Source organism: Pigmentiphaga sp. H8, assembly GCF_003854895.1.
Taxonomy (GTDB): Bacteria; Pseudomonadota; Gammaproteobacteria; order Burkholderiales; family Burkholderiaceae_B; genus Pigmentiphaga.
In genome coordinates, this window is sequence record NZ_CP033966.1 from 3,860,196 (window position 1) to 3,877,914 (window position 17,719).

A 17,719-nucleotide genomic window follows, 5' to 3' on the forward strand; every position below is an offset into this window, starting at 1 on the left:
CCCATGCGTGAAAACCCCCAACGGGAGGCAGTCATGTCCAAAGTCCTTCGCCTGGCGATCGCCGAAAAACGCACCGTGTTCGGCGGATGGTGCGCGCTACCTTGCGCCTTCGGCGCGGAACTCCTGGCTGCGGGAGGACTGGACTACGTCTGCGTGGACCAGCAGCACGGCCTGATCGACTATGCCGACGTCACGCCCATGTTCACCGCCATCGAACGCGCCGGCGCCATTCCCGTGACGCGGGTGCCCGCCTCGACCGACTGGATGATCGCCAAGGCGCTGGACGCGGGCGCGCAGGCCGTGATCGTGCCGATGTGCGAGACGCCCGAGCAGGCGGCCGCCGCGGTCGCGGCCTGCCGCTACCCGCCCACCGGCATCCGCTCCTACGGCCCCATCCGTTCGGCGCTGGTGCGCCAGGCGCGCGATACGGCCACGCTGGGCGACGAGCCCATGTGCTTCGTGATGATCGAAAGCCGCCGGGGGCTCGACAACCTGGAAGCCATCGTCGCCACGCCCGGCCTGGACGGCATCTACGTCGGCCCGGCCGATCTGGCGCTGGGACTCGGGCTGGAGCCCGACCTGGACAAGCCGGAGAAGGAACATGCCGACGCCGTCGCGGCCATCCTCGAGGCCTGCCGCCGCCATGGGCGCGTGGCGGGCATCCAGTGCTCGGGAGGCGCCTCGGGACGCCGCTATGCCGACCAGGGATTCGGCTTCATCACCATCGCCAAGGACAGCGCGCTGCTCCAGGCAGGCACGCGGCAGGAGCTGGCGCGTGCCCGCGGCGACGCGGCCAATCCCGCCGCATCGGGCTACACCTGAAGCCGCCGTTGCGGGGCTGCCACATACCCGTAAATTTACCCGGGTAATATTGAAATTCTATTTTTATCCGGGTAAATTATCACCACTTTCTTTCTTGTGGTGAATGCCATGACTGCCCTGACCTGCACCGCCTTCGGCGGCCATCGCCTGCTCGCGAGCGGCCTCTTGCGCGACGTCGCGCTGGCCGTGCGGCGTGCCGCGCGCGCGCCGGACCACGCGCCGATTCTCATCTTCGACGACGCGACCGGGAAAGCCTTCGACATCGACACGCGCGGCTCGGAACGCGAGGTGCTGGCACGCCTGGGTCCGCCGCCGTCAGCCGTCCCCGACGAAGCCAGCGCAGCCGAGCAACCCCTGGCGCCACGAGGCAAGGGTCGGCCCAGGCTGGGCGTGGTCGCGCGCGAGGTCACGCTGCTGCCGCGCCACTGGGAATGGCTCAATGCCCAGCCCGGCGGCGCGTCGGTGGCGCTGCGCAAGCTGGTGGAGGAGGCCCGCCGCGCCCACGCGGACCAGGACGGCCAGCGGCGCGCGCGCGAGGCGGCCTACCATTTCATGTCCGCCATGGCGGGCGACCTGCCCGGGTTCGAGGAAGCCGCCCGCGCGCTGTTCGCGGGCGACGGCGAACGCTACGCGGCGCAGCTGCGCGACTGGCCGGCCGACGTGCGCGACTACGCGCTGCGCCTGGCGACGGATGCTACCCCTCGATGACGGCGACGACCTGGCCTTCCTCGACCGGGTCGCCCTCGCCCACGCGCAGTTCCAGTACCGTCCCGGCGGCGGGCGCCGGGACGGGGATCTCCATCTTCATGGACTCCACGATCAACAGCGCCGCCTCCGCCTCCACGGCCGCCCCCACGCAAGCCTCCACCTTCCACACGGTGCCGGTGATTTCCGATAGCACTTCGATACGCGCCATGCCGCCCTCCCTTGTCTATGTCCGCCGGCCTTACGCGGCGTTCGCCGCGGCGGCCGCCTTCATGTCCCGCACGACCTCGGCCGCCAGGCCGGTGTCGATGTCCGCGTTGACGAACCGTTCGTTGCGCAGCAGCGCCAGCACGAACGGAATGTTGGTCCTGACCCCCTCGACCACCGTGGCGCGCAGGGCCTCCTCCAGCGCGGCCAGCGCGCGCGGGCGATCCTCGGCATGCACGATGAGCTTGGCGATCATGGGGTCGTAGTACGGCGTGACGCGGTTGCCCTGGGCATAGCCGGTCTCCACCCGTATGCCGGGGCCGGACGGCCATTCCAGCCTGGCCAGCGGCCCGGGCGAAGGCAGGAAGCGCAGCGGGTCCTCGGCATAGATGCGCGCTTCGATCGCGTGGCCGTTCAGGCCGACCGAGGACGGCAGCACCGCATCCAGCCGTTCGCCGAAGGCCAGCCGCACCTGGGCCTGCACGAGGTCGATGCCGGTGACCGCCTCGGTGACCGCGTGCTCCACCTGCAGCCGGGTGTTCATTTCCAGGAAGTTGAAGCCGCCCTCGCCGTCGTACAAGGTCTCGACCGTGCCGATCACATCGTAGCGCATGTCGGCCAGGATGCGGGTGACACGGTCGGCCGCGGCATCCAGCGCGGCGCGCGGCAGACCGGGCGCCGACGCTTCTTCCACGACCTTCTGGTGGCGCCGCTGGACCGAGCATTCCCGCTCGTACAGATGCCGCACGTTGCCGTGCCGGTCGGCCAGCACCTGGAACTCGATGTGCCGGGGCCGCTCGACCAGGCGTTCCAGGTAGAGATCGGCGCAGCCGAAGCTGCGCTGGGACAGCGAACGCGCCTGCGCGACGGCGGCCAGCAGTTGCGCGTCGTCGTGCGCGGCCAGCATCCCTATGCCGCCACCGCCGCCGGCGGGCTTGACCAATACCGGATAGCCGATACGCCGCGCGGCCGCCAGGGTCGCCTCGGCATCGTCGTCCAGCAGCCCGGAACTGGGCCCCAGCGGCATGCCGCGCGCGGCCATCAGGTCGCGGGCCCGGGTCTTGTGGCCCATGGCCTCGATCCAGTCCGCGCCCGGCCCGATGAAGCCAGCGCCCTGCTCGGCCACGCGGCGCGCGAAGCCGGCGTTCTCGGACAGGAATCCATAGCCGGGGTGCAGGCCGTCGGCCCCCGTGTCGGCCAGCACCGCGAGCAGCGCGTCCTGGTTCAAGTAGCTGGCGCGCGCATCGGCGGGCCCGATCGCGCGGGTTTCGTCGGCCAACGCCAGATAGGGCAGGTCGCGGTCCGCCTCGGAATACACGGCAACGGTCCGGATACCGAGCTGCTTGAGCGCGCGCAGCACGCGGGCTGCGACCGCGCCGCGATTGGCCACCAGCACCTTATGGAACATGGCGGTCGCTCCTCATGCCGGCTCCCCGGATGCGCCGCAGGCCACGATGCCGCGCTCGACCAGGGCGTCGATCTCGCGCGGCGACAGTTGCAGTTCGTCGGCCAGCACCTGCCGCGTATCCTGGCCCAGGTCCGGGCCCGTATGCATGATCTGGCCGGGGGTGTCGCTCAGCCTGGGCACGATGCCGGGATGATGCAGCGAGCCCAGCTCGGGATGCGGGATTTCCGGCAGCATGCCGCGCGCGGCGAACTGCGGATCCTCGAAGATGTCGGCCATCGTGTAGACCCGCGACACCGGCACTTCCGCCTCGAGCAGCATGCGCTCGATCTCGCTGCCATCGTGCTGCAGCGTCCATTCGCTGACGACGCTGTTGCAATAGGGAATGTTCGATCCGCGCGCGCGGATCGAACTCATGCGCGGATCATCGATCAGCTCGGGGCGGCCCATGACGGCGATCAACCGTTCGAAGGTGGGATTGCTGTTGGCGGCGATCAGCACATAGCCGCCGTCGCGGGTGGGATACAGGCTGTTGGGCGCCATGTTGGGCAGGTTGGGGCCTACCCGCTTGGGAATCAGATTCAGGGTCTTGAACGCGGGCACGTAGACTTCCATCTGCGTGAACGCCGTCTCGTACAGGGCCACGTCCACCACCTGCCCCTTGCCCGTGCGGGTCCGGTTCAGCAGCGCCGATACCGTGCCGAACGCGGCATAAACCGCCGACAGGTAATCGGTCGTGGCCACCGCCACGCGCGCCGGCGGCCGGTCGGGATCGCCGGTCAGGTGGCGCACGCCGGCCATCGCCTCGCAAATCGCGCCGTAGCCGGGCCGCATCCTGTAGGGGCCGCTCTGGCCATAGCCGCTGATGCGCACCATGACCAGGCCCGGGTTGTCACGCGACAAGTCCTCGTAGCCCAGCCCCAGCCGCTCCATCACGCCGGGCCGATAGTTCTCGACCAGCACGTCGGTCTTGGCCGCCAACCGGCGCACCAGGTCCCGGCCTTCCTCGGTCTTCAGGTCGATCACCATCGCACGCTTGTTGCGCAGGGCCGTGGCGGCGTACAGCGACACATCGCCCACGTGCTTGCCCATGTTGCGCAGCGGATCGCCGCTGGGCGGCTCGACCTTGATGACGTCCGCGCCGAAATCCGCCAGGATGCGCCCGCACGCGGGACCGGCCACCGTGGAGCAGATCTCGATCGCCTTGTAGCCGCTCAGCGGGCCGGTATGCCCGGTCAGCCTGGCATTGCTCATTTGCCCGCCCCCAGCAGGCCCAGCTTGGCGACGATCTCGCGCATGCCCTGGTACTCCTCTTCGTAGAACCGCGCCGCGTCGCGGTGCCCCATGAAATTGGGCCGGCTCTGGTTGGTCTCGGCCAGTTGCTCCCACATCGGCGACTTGCTCATGCGCCGGCACATGTCTTCCCAGAACTGGATCTGGTCCTCGGAGATGCCCTTGGCGGCGACGATGCCCATGGCCGAACTGAAGGTCGAATCGATGCCCTGCTCCTTCCACGTCGGCACGTCCGCGAACTGCCCGCCCAGCCGCTGGCCCGCGCTGACCGCGAGCACGCGAATCTTGCCGGCCTTCTTCAGCGCGATGACGTTGGGCGTGGTGGCGGCCACCACGTCCAGGTGGCCGCCCACCAGCGCGACCATGGACTCGGCCGAGGACTTGAACGGCGCCACCACGAGCTTGCGCACGTCCACGCCCGCCGCGCCCAGGGCCTTGGCGGTGCCGATGTGGATGTGATTGCCGATGCTGGTGGCCACGCCTATGCGCTGGCTGGTGGGATCCTTGCGCAGCCGCTCGGCCAGATCGGCCGCGGATTGCACGGGCGACTCCGTGCGCACCGCCGCCACCACGAACTCGTCCTGGATCACGGCGATGGGAGTCAGGTCCCGATGGGGCAGGATGTCGAGATTGCCTGTCAGGTAGCTCGAGATGTAGCCGTGGGAATTGATCGACAGGTAGTGCGGATCGGCCCGTTTCTGCAACAGCACTTCGAAGGCGATCTTGCCGTTCGCCCCCGGCTTGTTGGTGACCAGGAAGGTCTTGCCGCCCGGCACGTGGCTTTCGTCGTAGAACTGCTTCATCGCCCGGCCGGTCTGGTCCAGCGCGCCGCCCGGCCCGGCCGGCACGACGAACTCCACGTTCTGGTCCGGCCGCCACGCGGCCCACGCGGGCCGTGCCGCCGCCCCCAGCAGCAATCCCCCCATGCCCGTCCCCAGCGCGGCGATGGCGCGGCGGCGGCCCTGATAGATAGTCTCCATGCTTCCCTCCTGACGGGAATGTGGTCTACGCGATCACTTCGGTCTCCAGCAAACGGCGGATCTCCCGCCAGTTCTCTTCCAGGCGACTGGCGAAAAACTGTTCAGCGGCGTCGGCATCGCCGCGCCGGATGGCATCGATGGCGCCGCGCCACAGGACGATGGAACGGCGGCGCCGATCCCGGGACTTCAGCCCCAGGCTGGTGTAGCGCAGCATCTGCATGGACAGCGAGGCGATCAGCGGGAACAGGCGGTCGTTGCCGCACAGCGCCGCGCACAGCAGGGTCATCTGGGCCGCGGTCTCGCCGTAGCGGCGCGCGGCGGCCGGATCGTCGGCCGTCTCGCCCAGGGTGCAGAAACCGATCTCCAGCAGCTCCAGCAGCCGCTCGGGACGGTGCTCGGCGGCGCGGCGCCCGACCAGGCGCACCAGGCTGGCGCGCACCTCGAACAGATCCTGGATTTCCTTCTGCGCCAGGAAGGTCGCGCGGGCGCCCCGCCTGGCGTGTATGCGCACCACGCCCTCGCGCTCCAGCAGACGCATGGCCTCGCGCACCGGACTGCGGCTGACGCCGAACTGCTGGCCGATTTCCTGTTCGCGTATCCATTCGCCCGGGGCGATGGCATGCGAGATGATGCGGTCGCCAACGCTGGCCGCGATCTGCTCGGGCAGCGTCAGCGTGTTGGACGGCCCGGCGAACACCCACCAGAACGCGATGGGCGTGCCGCGGTCCTCTTCGAAGGCCTGCAGGAACGCCGCGGCGCGGCTGGTGTCGGGCGGCGCGGGCCGTGCCGGTGTCACGGGCGCACTCCCGCGCGCAGCTTGGGCCCCAGCGTGGTCCGCAGCCGGCCCTGCGCGGCATCGATGAACTGGCACAGGTAGGGCCGTGTCTCGCGGGGATCGATCAGGTCTTCGACCGCGAAGGCCTCGGCGGTGCGGAAGGGCGAGGACAGCGCCCGCAGTTCGGCCTCGATCTCGGCTTCGCGCGCGGCCGGATCGGCGGCGCCCTGGATGTCGGCCCGGTAAGCCGCCTTGACGCCCCCTTCGATGGGCAGCGAACCCCAGCTGGCGGACGGCCAGGCGATCTTGAAGTTCAGCCCGGCGCGGTCGATCACGCTGCCGCCCGCGACGCCGAAGCACTTGCGCACCAGCACCGTGTAGATCGGCACCGTGGCCTGCGCCAGCACGTAGCGCTGCTGGATGCCGAAGCGCATGATCGCCTCGGATTCGGACTCGACGCCGATCAGCAGGCCCGGTACGTCGACGAAGAAGACCAGCGGGATGTTGAAGGCATCGCACAGGTCGATGAAATGCGTCTGCTTGCGTGCCGCCTTCACGTCGACGATGCCGCCGAACATGGGGTTGTTCGCCACCACGCCCACGACCTTGCCGTTCATGCGCGCCAGCATCGTGATGACGGCCCGGCCGAAGCCCGGCTGGATCTCGAACTCCGACCCGCGGTCCACGACCATGCCCACCAGCTTCTTCATGTTGTAGGCCTGGCGCTCGGAACGGGGCACGATGTCGACCAGCGCGTCCTCGCAGCGGTCCACGGGATCGCCCGACATCAGCACGGGCGGCAGTTCCCAGGCGTTCTGCGGCATGTACGACAGGAAGCGCCGGATCTGCGCCAGGCAGGTTTCCTCGTCCGGCGCCACGTTGTCTATGGTGCCGGCGGTGTCGGCGGCGATCTTGGCGCCGCCCAGGTCGTTCTTGTGCAGCTTGACGCCGAAGGCACGCTCGACCACCGGCGGGCCGGCGGCGAATATCTGGCTGCTGTCGCGCACCATGACGGTCCAGTGGGCCAGCATGGCGCGCCCCGCCGGGCCGCCCGCCACCGTGCCCATGACCGCGCTCACCACGGGCACCATGCCCATCAGCGACACCGAACGCTCGAAGCCATCCTGGCCGTAGCCGGGCGTGACCGAATAGCCCTTGCGCTTGACCGTGTTGACGGTGCCGCCAGTGCCGTCGATCAGGTTGACCAGCGGGATCCGGTAGTGGAAGGCCAGGTCCTCGACGAAGCCGCCCTGCCCACCCTTGCGGCGGTCGCTGCCGAAGCCGGTGCCGGCGCGGATGGTGTAGTCCTCGCCCCCCACCGCCACGGGCCGGTCGGAGATACGCCCCAGGCCCATGACATAGGGCGCGGGCTCGAAGCCGGTCAGCTTGCCTTCCGTGTAGACCGCCCGCCCCGCCAACTGCCCCACCTCTTGGAACGAACCCGCATCCAGCAGCTTGCCGATGCGCTCGCGCACCGTGAGCTTGCCGGCCTCGTGCTGGCGCGCCACCGACGCCTCGCCACCGCATGCCCGCGCCAGTTCCCGCCTGCGCCGGATCTCGTCCGCTTCCGCCCGCCAGCTCATGCCGTCTCCTGGGATCGGTGAAATTCAGCTCACTATAATTGCCTGTTTTATTATTGTCGACAATTTTATTGAACAAGAAAAAAGGCGGACTCCCTGTCCGCCCCTTGCCCCGCCTACCTGCTCTTGCCTTCCCCTTCGTACGCGAATTTGCCGTCGCGCACGATACCCATCACGCGCGAACGTTCGTCGAAACCCTGGTGGTCGCTGGCCGAGATGTTCAGCACACCGTTGGGCACGGTCAGGTTGGAGGTCGACTCGATCGCGTCGCGCAGCGCGGCGCGGAAGGCCGGCGTCCCGGGCTTGGCCCCCTTCTTCAGCGCGCGCCCCACGGCGTCGTCCAGCAGCATCCAGGCGCCCCAGGCGTCGCCCGCGAACTGGGTGACCGAGCCGGCGCCGAACTTGGCTTCATAGCGGTCGACGAACTCGGTGGCCACCTTCTTGACCGGATGCGAGGCCGGCAGGCCGTGCGCCACCACACCGGGGCCGGTCGGGAACAGCGTGCCTTCCACGGCCTTGCCGCCCAGGCGCAGGAACTCGGGCGTGGCGATGCCATGGGTCTGGTAGAGCTTGCCGCGGTAGCCGCGGTCCACCAGCGTCTTCTGCGGCAGCAGCGCCGGCGTGGACGAGGCCGCCACCAGGATGGCGTCGGGCTTGGCCACCATCAGCTTGAGCACCTGACCGGTCACCGAGGTGTCGGTGCGGTTGTAGCGCTCGTTGGCGACGACCTTGATGCCGGCCTTCTGCGCCAGCGGCGAGAACTCGTTCCACCAGCTCTCGCCGTAGGAATCGTTGAAGCCGATGAAGCCGACCGTCTTCACGCCGGCGCGGGCCATGTGGCCGACGATGGCGCTGGCCATGAGCGAATCGTTCTGCGGCATCTTGAACGCCCATTTGCGCTTGGCATCGGCATGGGGCTCGATGATGGAGGCGTTGGCCGCCAGGGCCACCATGGGCGTCCGGCTTTCGGCGATCACGTCCAGTACCGCCAGCGCGGCCGGCGTGGTGTTGGGGCCGACCAGGACGTCGATGTGCTGCTCGGACGTGAGCTTGCGCACGTTGGTAACGGTGTTGGTGGGGTCGGACGCATCGTCCAGAATGATGTAGTTGGCCTTCTCGCCGCCCAGCGTGGGCGGCCACATCATGACCACGTTCTTGGACGGGATGCCGATCGCCGCGGCCGGACCGGTGGTGGCGAGGTCGATGCCGACGGTAATGTCCGCTTTCGCGGCCGACGCCAGCGCCAGCCCGGCCAGCAGGAAGCCGCGCAATGCCCATGATTTCATTTGAACCCCCGGAATGAGAACCGGCCGGAAAAAACCCACGCGGTGGGGCCGGCCATGTCCGCTAGTTTACGCCGCCGGGGGGGGGCGGCGGCGGGCCGTTCCCGGGTCATTCGAGCAGGTCCGCCCCCAGCTCGCCGGAGGCGATGCGCACGTCCACTTCCGCTTGCATCACGGCCTCGAGCAGGTCCAGATAGGTGTTCTTCTTCTCGGCCACGGCCTGGATCGCATCGACCAGGTCGAGGATGCTGCCCCGGCCCAGCGTGTAGGAATCCTGCGCCATCTGCCGCAGCCGGGGGATCATGGACAGGCCTTCCTTCTCGAAGCGGTCGGCCAGTTGCTGGCGGCGGCTGAGCTGCTCGGTGGCGCGGCGCAGCTCGCTTTCCGCGGCCACGACGATGGCGCGGCTGCGCAAGCGCATGCCATCGGCCTCGGCGGCGGCACGCGCGATGGGGCCCTGATTGCGATCGAACAGCGGAATGGCCACCGATACGCCGTACTCGGTGCTGCGGCCTTCGCTGTTGTTCAGCCGCCCGACCATGAAGGTGGGCGTGGGATAGGCCTGGCGCCGTTCGGCTTCCAGCTGTTTCTCGGCGAAGGCCTGCTGGGCCAGTGCGGCGCGCACCGTGGGCAGGCGGTTCTGCGCCTGCGGCCAGATGGCGTCGAAGTTCAGCGCCGTCCAGTGCGAGACGATGGAACCGGCCGCGCGCGGCCGCCATGCCGGCGCGCCCACGGCGGCCGCCACCCGGGCCGACGCCTGCAGCGTCTCGGCCTGGGCCTGGGCCAGTTGCGCGTCCAGCGAGGCACGCTCCACCTCGAGCCGGGTCAGGTCGTAGCGGCTGCGGGCACCCGCCTGCACCTGCCCCTGCACGATGCGGAAGGCGCCTTCCAGGTCGTCCTTGGCGTCCAGCCAGCGCTTCTCGCGTTCCTGCGACACCAGCAGCGACATGAAATCCCGCGCCGCGTCCTGCAAGGCCTGGGCATAGACCAGGCGCAGTTGCGCCCGGGCCGCCTCGACCCCGCTCTTGGCGCTCTCGATGCGGGCGCCGCGCTGGCCGAAGATGGGAATGTCCTGCGAGATCGTGGTTTCCTTCTCGCCCCGCTTGTGGGTGTAGCCCACGCTGGGGTTGGAGAAGGTCTGCGCCGTCATCAGGTCGGCCTCGGCCATCGCCACCTGCGTGCGCTCGGCCTGCAACGCGGGGCTGGAGGTCTTGACCAGCTCCAGCAGTTGGGGCAGCGACACCTCGGTGCCCAGCGCCGGGGGAATATCGGCGGCCCGCGCGGCCGGCAGGCACAGCGCCACCAGCAGGATACCTAGATACTTACGCATGATCGTTGTCCATAGTTGCCGCGTCGCGCTCCTCGGCGGTCAGCATGCGCCGGGGCCCCAGCCAGGCGTACAGCACGGGCAGGACGAACAGCGCCACCAGCGGCAGCACCGCCATGCCCCCCACCACCACGGAGGCGAACGGACGCTGGGTCTCGCTGCCCACGCCGGTGGACAAAGCCATCGGCAGAAGGCCGATCAGGCCCAGCAGCGCCACCATCAGGATGGAGCGCATGCGCTCGGCGGCCCCCTCGATCAACGCCGGGATCAGCGCCACGCCTTCGCGCCTCAGGTTCTCGACCGCGCTCAGGACCAGCAGGCCGGCCAGCGCCACCTGCCCCAGGAGCGCGATGAAGCCGATCGCCGCGCTGATGGACAGGTCGATGCCGGTCAGGTGCAGCGCGATGATGCCGCCTATCATGGCGAACGGCGCGGTCAGCAGGATGATGGATGCGCTGCGGGCGCTGCCCAGGGCGCTGAAGAGCAGGACGAACACCACCAGCAGCGAAAGCGGCACGACGATCTTCAGGCGCGCCGAGGCCCGCTGCTGGTTCTCCCACTGGCCGCCCCACTGGGCGATGTAGCCCTCGGGCATCTTCACGTCCTTCTTGAAGGCGGCGATGGCATCCTTCACGACCGAGCCCATGTCGCGCCCCTGGACGTTGAACTTCAGCGCCATGTAGCGTGCGTTGCCCTCGCGGAAGATCGAGGAGTTGCCCACCTTGAAGCTGATGCTCGCCAACGCGTGCAGCGGCACGTAGGTGCCGTCGGGCGCCGAGACCTGAATCTCGCGTATGCGCGCCTCGTCCATCCGGTCCACATACGGCAGGCGCACCCGCACGGGCACGCTGCGCTCGCCTTCCCAGGCGGTGGTGACCACCTTGCCGGCCAGCGCGGTCTCGACCGCGGTATCGGCCACTTCCATGGAAATGCCGTAGCGGGCCAACGCGTCGCGGTTGAACTCGATGTGCAGCTGCGGCGCCGGGGCGTCGCGGTACAGGTCCAGGTCGACCACGCCGTCGATATGGCTGACGACTTCCTTGGTTTGCTGCAGGATGCCGCGCATGGTCTCGATCTCGGTGCCGAACACCTTCAGCACCACATGGCCGCGCGCGCCCGAGGTCGATTCCTCGACGCTGTCGCGGATGGGCTGGGCGAAGTTGAACTGCACGCCCGGGATGTCGGCCAGCGACTGGCGCATCTGGGCCACCAGTTCGTCCTTGGTCAAGCCCTTGCGCCACTGCGCGCGTTCCTTCAGGCGCACCAGCACCTTGGCGACATTGATGGTCTCGTTGTCGGTGCCGTCCTCCGGCCGCCCCTGCTCGCTGGTAACGGAAATGGCCTCGGGCACCTCTTTCAGCCGCGTGCGTATGGTGCGCAGCAGCTCCTGCCCTTTCTCCAGCGAAATCGACGGCGGCATCTGCACGAGCACGTAGGCGTCGCCCTCGTCCAGCTCAGGCAGGAACTCCGTGCCCAGGTGCGAGCCGGCATACAACCCCAGCAGCAGCGCCACCATAGCCCCGGCAAACACGTTGCGCCGGTTGCGGCCGCTTTCCAGCACGCGCGAGATCCAGCGGGAATACGCATGATGCATGCGCAGGAACACCGCCGGTTCGGGCGCCACCACGTCCTTGGGGCGCAGCAGCAGCGCGCACAGCGCGGGCACCAGCGTCAGCGCGAACACCAGCGCGCCGATCAGCGCGAAGGTATAGGTCATGGCCAGCGGGCGGAAGATGCGCCCCTCGATGCTTTCCAGCGAAAACACGGGGATCAGCGCCGCGATCACGATGGCCATCGCGAACAGCGTCGGCTTGGCCACCGACATGGCGGCCTCGATGATCAGCTCGAACATGTCGCGGCGCGAAGAGGGTTTTCGCAGCCTGGCCTTGTGGATGATGGCCTCGGTCAGCACCACCGCGCCGTCGACGATGATGCCGAAGTCGATCGCCCCCATGGAAATGAGGTTGGCCGGCATGCCCAGGAAGTGCAGGCCTATGAACGCCACCAGCAGCGACAGCGGAATGACCACCGCGACGATGAGCGAACCGCGCAGGCTGCGCAGGAACAGCCACAACACGCCCACGATCAGCGTCGCGCCGAACAACAGGTTGTGATAGACCGTCTGCAGCGTATGGCCGACCAGGTGCGAGCGGTCGTAGCTGGGTTCGATGCGCATGCCGGCGGGCAGCATGTGCGTGTTGATCTCGTCCACCTTGGCGTGGACCTGGTCCAGGACCTTGCTGGGATTCTCGTCGCGCTTGAGCAGCACGATGCCTTCGACGATGTCGTCCTCGTCGTTCATGCCCACCGAACCCTGGCGCGGCGTGTACGACTGCACCACTCGGGCCACGTCCTTGACGCGCACCGGCGTGTTGTTGTGCACGTCCAGCACGATGGTCTCGATGTCGCGCGGCGTGCGCAAGAGGCCGATACCGCGGATGATCAGGGACTGCTCGCCGCGGCGCAGCAGCCCGCCGCCGACGTTCTGGTTGGACTTCGAGACGGCCTCGACCACCTGGTCCAGCGTCAGGTTGTGCGCCATCAGCTTGGCCGGATCCACCTCGATGTGGAATTCCTTGACGAAGCCGCCCATGCTGACCACGTCGGCTACGCCCTGGATCTGCTTGAGGACCCGGGCCACGGTCCACTCCTGCTCCGAACGCAGCTGGGCCAGCGTGTGGCGGTCGCTGTTGAGCCGGTAATAGAAGATCTTGCCCAGCGGCGTGTTGTCGGGCGCCATCTCCGGCGTCACGCCGTCGGGCAGGTCGGCCGACGGCAGCCGCTGGGTGACCTGCACGCGCGCATCGAAGCTCTTGGTCTTGTCGTCGAAGACCATGGTGATCATCGACAGCCCGAAATAACTCTCGGACCGCAGCGACACCAGGCCGGGGGTCCCGTTCAAGGCCCGCTCGAGCGGGAATGTGACCTGCCGCTCGACCTCTTCCGGCGCCAGGCCGGGCGCGAGCGAGATGATGCCCACCTGGACGTTGGTGACGTCCGGATACGCCTCGATGGCGGTGTTCAGGAAGGCGTAGACGCCATAGATGGCGACGATCAGCGTCGCGGTCAACGCCACCAGGCGGCGATGGACCACCAGCGCGATTAGTGAACGCATGGCGGATCCTTACAGCAGTTGGTTGGCGGCGCCGTCGAGCAGCAAGCCGCCCTTGGTGACCACCTTGTCGCCGGGCTGGATGCCCGACAACACGGGGATGTAGCCGTTGGACGGCTGGCCCAGCGACACGGTACGTGCCTCGAACACGTTGTCCGACACCTGGATGAAGACGATGGAGCGTTGGCCGTCCTTGATCAGCACCGAGGTGACGGGCACCGACAATCCTTCGGCGGCACGGCTCTGGATGCCGGCCCGTGCCAGCATGCCGGCACGCAGGTTGGGATTGGACTCGTCCAGCGTGATGAACACCTGGCCGCGGCGGGTCTGGGCGTTCAGGGCCGAGCCCACGCGCAACACCTTGCCCGCCAGCGGGCGATCGAGCGAGGACACCACGACCTGCACCGCCGCCCCCTGGGTGATGGCGCTGAGGTCGCTCTCGAAAACGTCGGCGTTGATCCACAGCGCGGTCGGGTCGCCCACGGTGAACAGCGATCCGGAATCGGGCCCCACCGACGCGCCGGGCATGGTGTTGCGGTTGATGACCACGCCGGCGCGGGGCGCGCGCAGCAGCAGGGTGTCGCTGCCGCCGCCGCCCAGGAAGCTGGCCGCCCGCGACGCCACGTCGGCGTTATGCTGAGCTTCCTGCAGCTTGGCCTCGGCCACGACCAGTTCGGCCTCGATGCCTATACCCTTCTCCATCATCAGCCGCTGCCGCTTGGCTTCGGCCTGCGCCACCCGCAGTTCGACCTGGGCGTTGGCGTAGTCGGCGCGCACGCGCGAGGCGTCCGGGCTGGACAGCGTCGCCAGCGGCGCCCCGGCCTTGACCACGTCGCCCACCTGGGCCTGGACCTGGAGAATGCGGCCGGACGCCGGCGCCACCACCTCGGCCACCTGTTCCTCGCGGAAAGCCACCCGGGCAGGCGCCCAGACGACGTGCATCGCGCCCTGGGTCCCCATTTCCTGGATTTCCATGTACTTGAGCGAAGCAGGCTTGACGCGGACCTGGCCGGGCGCGAGCGGCGCGGCGTTTTCGGTGGGAGCCGGGGGAGCTTCCTGCTTGTCCGAGCATGCCGCCAGGGCAAGCAGACAGGTGACGGCGACGAAATGGGCAAAACGCGGCATGAGAACCCTTTGACGATTTTACGGCTCGGACCGATCGTCGACGCGTCCCACGGCGCAACGTACTCGAAATCCGGATCGCGTGATGTTAGCGACCGGGCGAGCGGGAAAGCATGGCCGAAACATTACCGTTTAGTCATGTTCCCCAGCCTGGGCAGCGTGATACGGGCCACCAGGCCGGGGGCGGCGTCGTCCAGATCCAGCGACGCGTTGTGGAGGCTGGCGATGGCCGTCACGCTGGCCAGCCCCAGGCCGTAGCCCGGCACGCGGCGGTTCAGCCGGAAGAACCGGGTCCCCACCTTGGAACGTTCGATGGCCTGGATGCCCGGCCCGTTATCCTGCACCACCAGCGAAACCGTGTCGCTGTCGCGCCGCGTGCTGACCGTGACGCGGGCGGGACTGCCGGCATACTTGATCGCGTTGTCCAGCAGATTGGCCACCGCGCTGGCCAGCAGGTCCCGGTCGCCCGCCGCCATGACGTCCTCGTCCATGCGCACGCGCAGCTCCACGCCCTTTTCCTCGGCCACCGGCTCGTACAGCTCCACCACGTCGGCCACGATGTCATTCAGGGATACCGGTTGGAAAGCCTGGCGCCGCGCGCCCGACTCCGCCTCGGCGATCTGCAGCAGCTTGTCGAAGACGATGGTGAGTTCCTCGATCTCGCGGATGGCGAACGTCGTGGCCTGGGCCACCTGCGCCGGGTCCGTGCCCGGGCGGCTGGCCACCTCCAGCTTGGCGCGGATGCGCGACAGCGGCGTGCGCAGGTTGTGGGCGATGGTGTTGGAGACGTGCCGCACGCCGTCCATCAGTATCTCGATCCGGTCCAGCATCAGGTTGATGTCGTGGCTCAGGCGCGCGAATTCGTCGTCCTTGCCGGACACCGGGATGCGCTGCGTCAGGTCGCCGGCCTCGATCTGGGCGGCGGTGCGCCGGATCGCGCCGACCCGGCCCTCGAGCTGGTCGCGGAACACGATGGCGCCGATGATGGCCAGCAGCACCGAGACCACCGCCGCCGCCATCAACGCGTTGCCCACCAATTGTTCCAGGTCCTTCTGGTCGCGCATGTCGCGGCCGACCAGCAGGACGGAGCCGTCGGCCAGCAGTTCCGTGCGGAACCGGCTGTAGGAGATGCGCCCGTCCCGCAGCACCTGCTTTTCCACGATCCCGAAGGTGGGTTTGAGCAGGTCCCGGGAAACGGCGATGTTGCCGGCCACCTTCTTGCCCGCGGCGGTGGTCAGCAGGTAGACCTCGGTGTCGGAGTTGACGCCGTCGGTCAAGGTCTCGGTGATGTCGTCGGCCAGCCGCTCCAGGCCGTAAGCCTCGAAATGGCTGACCATGCGGTGGTTGGCCGAGATCAGTTGCCGGTCGATCCGGTTCTGCAGCACGCCGATGGTCTGCACGTACAGCACCGACAGCAGCACCATCATGAACAGCACCACCGACACGCCATAGCCCAGCGCGAGCCGGAACGCGACCGACTGCCACAGGCGCCGGACGAAGGCCAGCGGCCCGGTCTGGCGGCCGGGATAGTCGTCGTAGGCCGAGCTCAACGCGGCGCCGCCGAAATCATGTACCCCACCCCGCGCACGGTATGGATCAGAGGGGGCGTGAAGCCGTTGTCGATCTTGTTGCGCAGGCGGCTGATCTGCACGTCGATCACGTTGGTCTGCGGATCGAAGCGATAGTCCCAGACCGCCTCGAGCAGCATGGTGCGGGTCACGACCTGTTCCTGGTTCAACAGCAGGTAGACCAGCAGGCGGAACTCGCGCGGCTGCAGCGTGATGGTCTTGCCGTCTCGCTCGACGGTGCGCTTGGTCAGGTCGGCCCGCAGGTTGGCGATGCGCAGTTCGCGCACGTCGTCGCGCGCGCTGGCCCGGCGGTAGAGGGCCTCGACCCGGGCCGCCAGTTCGGAGAACGCGAACGGTTTGGTCAGATAGTCGTCGCAGCCGCCGCGCAGCCCTCTGACGCGCTCGTCCAGCCCCGCCAGCGCGCTCAGGATCAGCACGGGCGTGGTCTTGCCTATGCCCCGCAGCGTGGTCAGGATGGACAGGCCGTCCACGTCGTTGGGCAGCATGCGGTCCAGGATGATGACATCCCAGGCTTCGGTCATGGCGCGATTGAGCCCGTCGGCGCTGTCGCGGCAGGCCGCCACCTCGTGGCCGGCTTCCTTCAGGCCGTTGCAGATATAGCGCGAAGTATCGACTTCGTCTTCGATGACCAGGCAACGCATGGCGGCTAACGATTCCCGACTGATGAGGATCCGGCGCGCATGGACGGCGCCGGGCTCCTTATAGTCTACCCTTCGTTGCCGCGATGGGGGCCCGCCCGCTCAGGCCTCGATGACGGCCTCGAGGAACTGGCGCGTGCGCGCCTCGGCCGGATGGCCGAACACCTGGGCGGACGGGCCGTCCTCGACGATGCGGCCGCCTTCGAAGAACAGCGTGCGGTCGGAACTGCACTCGGCGAACTTCATCTGGTGCGTCACGATGATCATCGTCATGGTGCGCCGCGCGGACAATTCCCGCATGATCTCCAGCACGCCGCCCACCAGCTCCGGATCCAGCGCCGAGGTCACCTCGTCGAACAGCATGACCTCGGGCCGCATGGCCAGCGCGCGAGCGATGCCCACGCGCTGCTTCTGGCCCCCGGAAAGCTTGCCCGGATACTGGTCCAGCTTGTCGCCCAACCCCACCATGTCCAGGTACTCGCGCGCCCGCTGCTCGGCCTCTTCGCGGCCCAGCCCCAGCACGTGCCTGGGCGCCTCGGCCACGTTGCGCAGCGCCGTCATGTGGGGGAACAGGTTGAAGTGCTGGAACACCATGCCTATCCGGCCCCGCACCCTGCGCAGGTGGGCGGCGCGGGCCGGGACCTCCTGGCCGCCCCGCGGCTCGGTCCACATGGATTCGCCGTCGATCAGCACGCGGCCGGCATCGGGCCGCTCCAGCGTCATCAGCAGCCGCAGCAGCGTGGACTTGCCCGATCCCGACGGGCCGATCAGCGCGACCGTCTGGCCAGCCGGAATGTGCAGATCGATGCCTCGCAGCACCTCGACGTCGCCGTAGCGCTTGCGAACATTCTCCAACGTGACACTGGCGCTCATGCTTCCTC

Annotated in this window: 15 protein-coding genes; 2 read left to right on the forward strand and 13 right to left on the reverse strand. The window is 68.5% G+C overall.

All coding sequences use genetic code 11. The features are described from left to right. Positions 1 to 33 precede the first annotated feature (33 nt). Positions 34 to 822, forward strand: a complete 789-nt coding sequence (locus tag EGT29_RS18255) for an HpcH/HpaI aldolase/citrate lyase family protein (protein WP_161567868.1) — start codon at positions 34 to 36, stop codon at positions 820 to 822. A 108-nt stretch (positions 823 to 930) separates the two neighbouring features. After that, positions 931 to 1,530 (forward strand): DUF2239 family protein, encoded by a 600-nt coding sequence (locus EGT29_RS18260; RefSeq protein ID WP_124690311.1) that lies wholly within the window; start codon positions 931 to 933, stop codon positions 1,528 to 1,530. Here the strand turns inward: EGT29_RS18260 and EGT29_RS18265 are convergent. The 13 genes from EGT29_RS18265 to ehuA all read right to left on the reverse strand — a co-directional run bounded on the left by EGT29_RS18265 (position 1,517) and on the right by ehuA (position 17,711). Further along, positions 1,517 to 1,738, reverse strand: coding sequence for an acetyl-CoA carboxylase biotin carboxyl carrier protein subunit (locus EGT29_RS18265; protein WP_124690312.1), 222 nt, complete (start codon positions 1,736 to 1,738; stop codon positions 1,517 to 1,519). The genes EGT29_RS18260 and EGT29_RS18265 overlap by 14 nt on opposite strands. A gap of 30 nt (positions 1,739 to 1,768) precedes the next feature. Further along, positions 1,769 to 3,142 (reverse strand): acetyl/propionyl/methylcrotonyl-CoA carboxylase subunit alpha, encoded by a 1,374-nt coding sequence (locus EGT29_RS18270; protein WP_124690313.1) that lies wholly within the window; start codon positions 3,140 to 3,142, stop codon positions 1,769 to 1,771. A gap of 12 nt (positions 3,143 to 3,154) precedes the next feature. Continuing rightward, the gene (locus EGT29_RS18275; protein ID WP_124690314.1) at positions 3,155 to 4,393 is read right to left on the reverse strand and encodes a CaiB/BaiF CoA-transferase family protein; all 1,239 of its coding nucleotides are present in this window, start codon (positions 4,391 to 4,393) and stop codon (positions 3,155 to 3,157) included. Further along, positions 4,390 to 5,412 carry a tripartite tricarboxylate transporter substrate binding protein gene (locus EGT29_RS18280; RefSeq protein ID WP_124690315.1) on the reverse strand — a complete coding sequence of 341 codons (1,023 nt, stop codon included), beginning with the start codon at positions 5,410 to 5,412 and terminating at the stop codon, positions 4,390 to 4,392. The genes EGT29_RS18275 and EGT29_RS18280 overlap by 4 nt, the downstream gene beginning before the upstream one ends. A gap of 25 nt (positions 5,413 to 5,437) precedes the next feature. After that, complete coding sequence (locus EGT29_RS18285) at positions 5,438 to 6,208, reverse strand: GntR family transcriptional regulator (RefSeq protein ID WP_161567869.1); 771 nt, start codon at positions 6,206 to 6,208, stop codon at positions 5,438 to 5,440. Next, a complete protein-coding gene (locus EGT29_RS18290) occupies positions 6,205 to 7,770 on the reverse strand; it encodes an acyl-CoA carboxylase subunit beta (RefSeq protein ID WP_124690317.1) in 1,566 nt (521 codons plus the stop codon). Before EGT29_RS18290 ends, EGT29_RS18285 begins: the two co-directional genes overlap by 4 nt. A gap of 113 nt (positions 7,771 to 7,883) precedes the next feature. Further along, positions 7,884 to 9,053, reverse strand: a complete 1,170-nt coding sequence (locus tag EGT29_RS18295) for an ABC transporter substrate-binding protein (protein WP_124690318.1) — start codon at positions 9,051 to 9,053, stop codon at positions 7,884 to 7,886. Between the two features lie 106 nt (positions 9,054 to 9,159). Beyond that, the gene (locus EGT29_RS18300; protein ID WP_124690319.1) at positions 9,160 to 10,380 is read right to left on the reverse strand and encodes a TolC family protein; all 1,221 of its coding nucleotides are present in this window, start codon (positions 10,378 to 10,380) and stop codon (positions 9,160 to 9,162) included. Beyond that, complete coding sequence (locus tag EGT29_RS18305; protein WP_124690320.1) at positions 10,373 to 13,492, reverse strand: efflux RND transporter permease subunit; 3,120 nt, start codon at positions 13,490 to 13,492, stop codon at positions 10,373 to 10,375. The genes EGT29_RS18300 and EGT29_RS18305 overlap by 8 nt, the downstream gene beginning before the upstream one ends. 9 nt (positions 13,493 to 13,501) lie before the next feature. After that, positions 13,502 to 14,614 carry an efflux RND transporter periplasmic adaptor subunit gene (locus EGT29_RS18310; RefSeq protein ID WP_124690321.1) on the reverse strand — a complete coding sequence of 371 codons (1,113 nt, stop codon included), beginning with the start codon at positions 14,612 to 14,614 and terminating at the stop codon, positions 13,502 to 13,504. Positions 14,615 to 14,736: 122 nt separating this feature from the next. After that, a complete protein-coding gene (locus EGT29_RS18315; protein ID WP_238160089.1) occupies positions 14,737 to 16,161 on the reverse strand; it encodes a HAMP domain-containing sensor histidine kinase in 1,425 nt (474 codons plus the stop codon). Beyond that, positions 16,158 to 16,841, reverse strand: coding sequence for a response regulator transcription factor (locus EGT29_RS18320; protein ID WP_124690322.1), 684 nt, complete (start codon positions 16,839 to 16,841; stop codon positions 16,158 to 16,160). Before EGT29_RS18320 ends, EGT29_RS18315 begins: the two co-directional genes overlap by 4 nt. 99 nt (positions 16,842 to 16,940) lie before the next feature. After that, positions 16,941 to 17,711: an ectoine/hydroxyectoine ABC transporter ATP-binding protein EhuA gene (gene ehuA / locus EGT29_RS18325; RefSeq protein ID WP_124690323.1), complete on the reverse strand. Its 771-nt coding sequence runs from the start codon at positions 17,709 to 17,711 to the stop codon at positions 16,941 to 16,943. Positions 17,712 to 17,719 lie beyond the last annotated feature (8 nt).

Excerpts from the sequence above, each read along its gene's own strand:
- EGT29_RS18255 (WP_161567868.1), top strand. The coding sequence starts at position 34 with ATGTCCAAAGTCCTTCGCCTGGCGATCGCCGAAAAACGCACCGTGTTC.
- EGT29_RS18260 (WP_124690311.1), top strand. The coding sequence starts at position 931 with ATGACTGCCCTGACCTGCACCGCCTTCGGCGGCCATCGCCTGCTCGCG.
- EGT29_RS18265 (WP_124690312.1), bottom strand. The coding sequence starts at position 1,738 with ATGGCGCGTATCGAAGTGCTATCGGAAATCACCGGCACCGTGTGGAAG.
- EGT29_RS18270 (WP_124690313.1), bottom strand. The coding sequence starts at position 3,142 with ATGTTCCATAAGGTGCTGGTGGCCAATCGCGGCGCGGTCGCAGCCCGC.
- EGT29_RS18275 (WP_124690314.1), bottom strand. The coding sequence starts at position 4,393 with ATGAGCAATGCCAGGCTGACCGGGCATACCGGCCCGCTGAGCGGCTAC.
- EGT29_RS18280 (WP_124690315.1), bottom strand. The coding sequence starts at position 5,412 with ATGGAGACTATCTATCAGGGCCGCCGCCGCGCCATCGCCGCGCTGGGG.
- EGT29_RS18290 (WP_124690317.1), bottom strand. The coding sequence starts at position 7,770 with ATGAGCTGGCGGGCGGAAGCGGACGAGATCCGGCGCAGGCGGGAACTG.
- EGT29_RS18295 (WP_124690318.1), bottom strand. The coding sequence starts at position 9,053 with ATGAAATCATGGGCATTGCGCGGCTTCCTGCTGGCCGGGCTGGCGCTG.
- EGT29_RS18300 (WP_124690319.1), bottom strand. The coding sequence starts at position 10,380 with ATGCGTAAGTATCTAGGTATCCTGCTGGTGGCGCTGTGCCTGCCGGCC.
- EGT29_RS18305 (WP_124690320.1), bottom strand. The coding sequence starts at position 13,492 with ATGCGTTCACTAATCGCGCTGGTGGTCCATCGCCGCCTGGTGGCGTTG.
- EGT29_RS18310 (WP_124690321.1), bottom strand. The coding sequence starts at position 14,614 with ATGCCGCGTTTTGCCCATTTCGTCGCCGTCACCTGTCTGCTTGCCCTG.
- EGT29_RS18320 (WP_124690322.1), bottom strand. The coding sequence starts at position 16,841 with ATGCGTTGCCTGGTCATCGAAGACGAAGTCGATACTTCGCGCTATATC.
- ehuA (WP_124690323.1), bottom strand. The coding sequence starts at position 17,711 with ATGAGCGCCAGTGTCACGTTGGAGAATGTTCGCAAGCGCTACGGCGAC.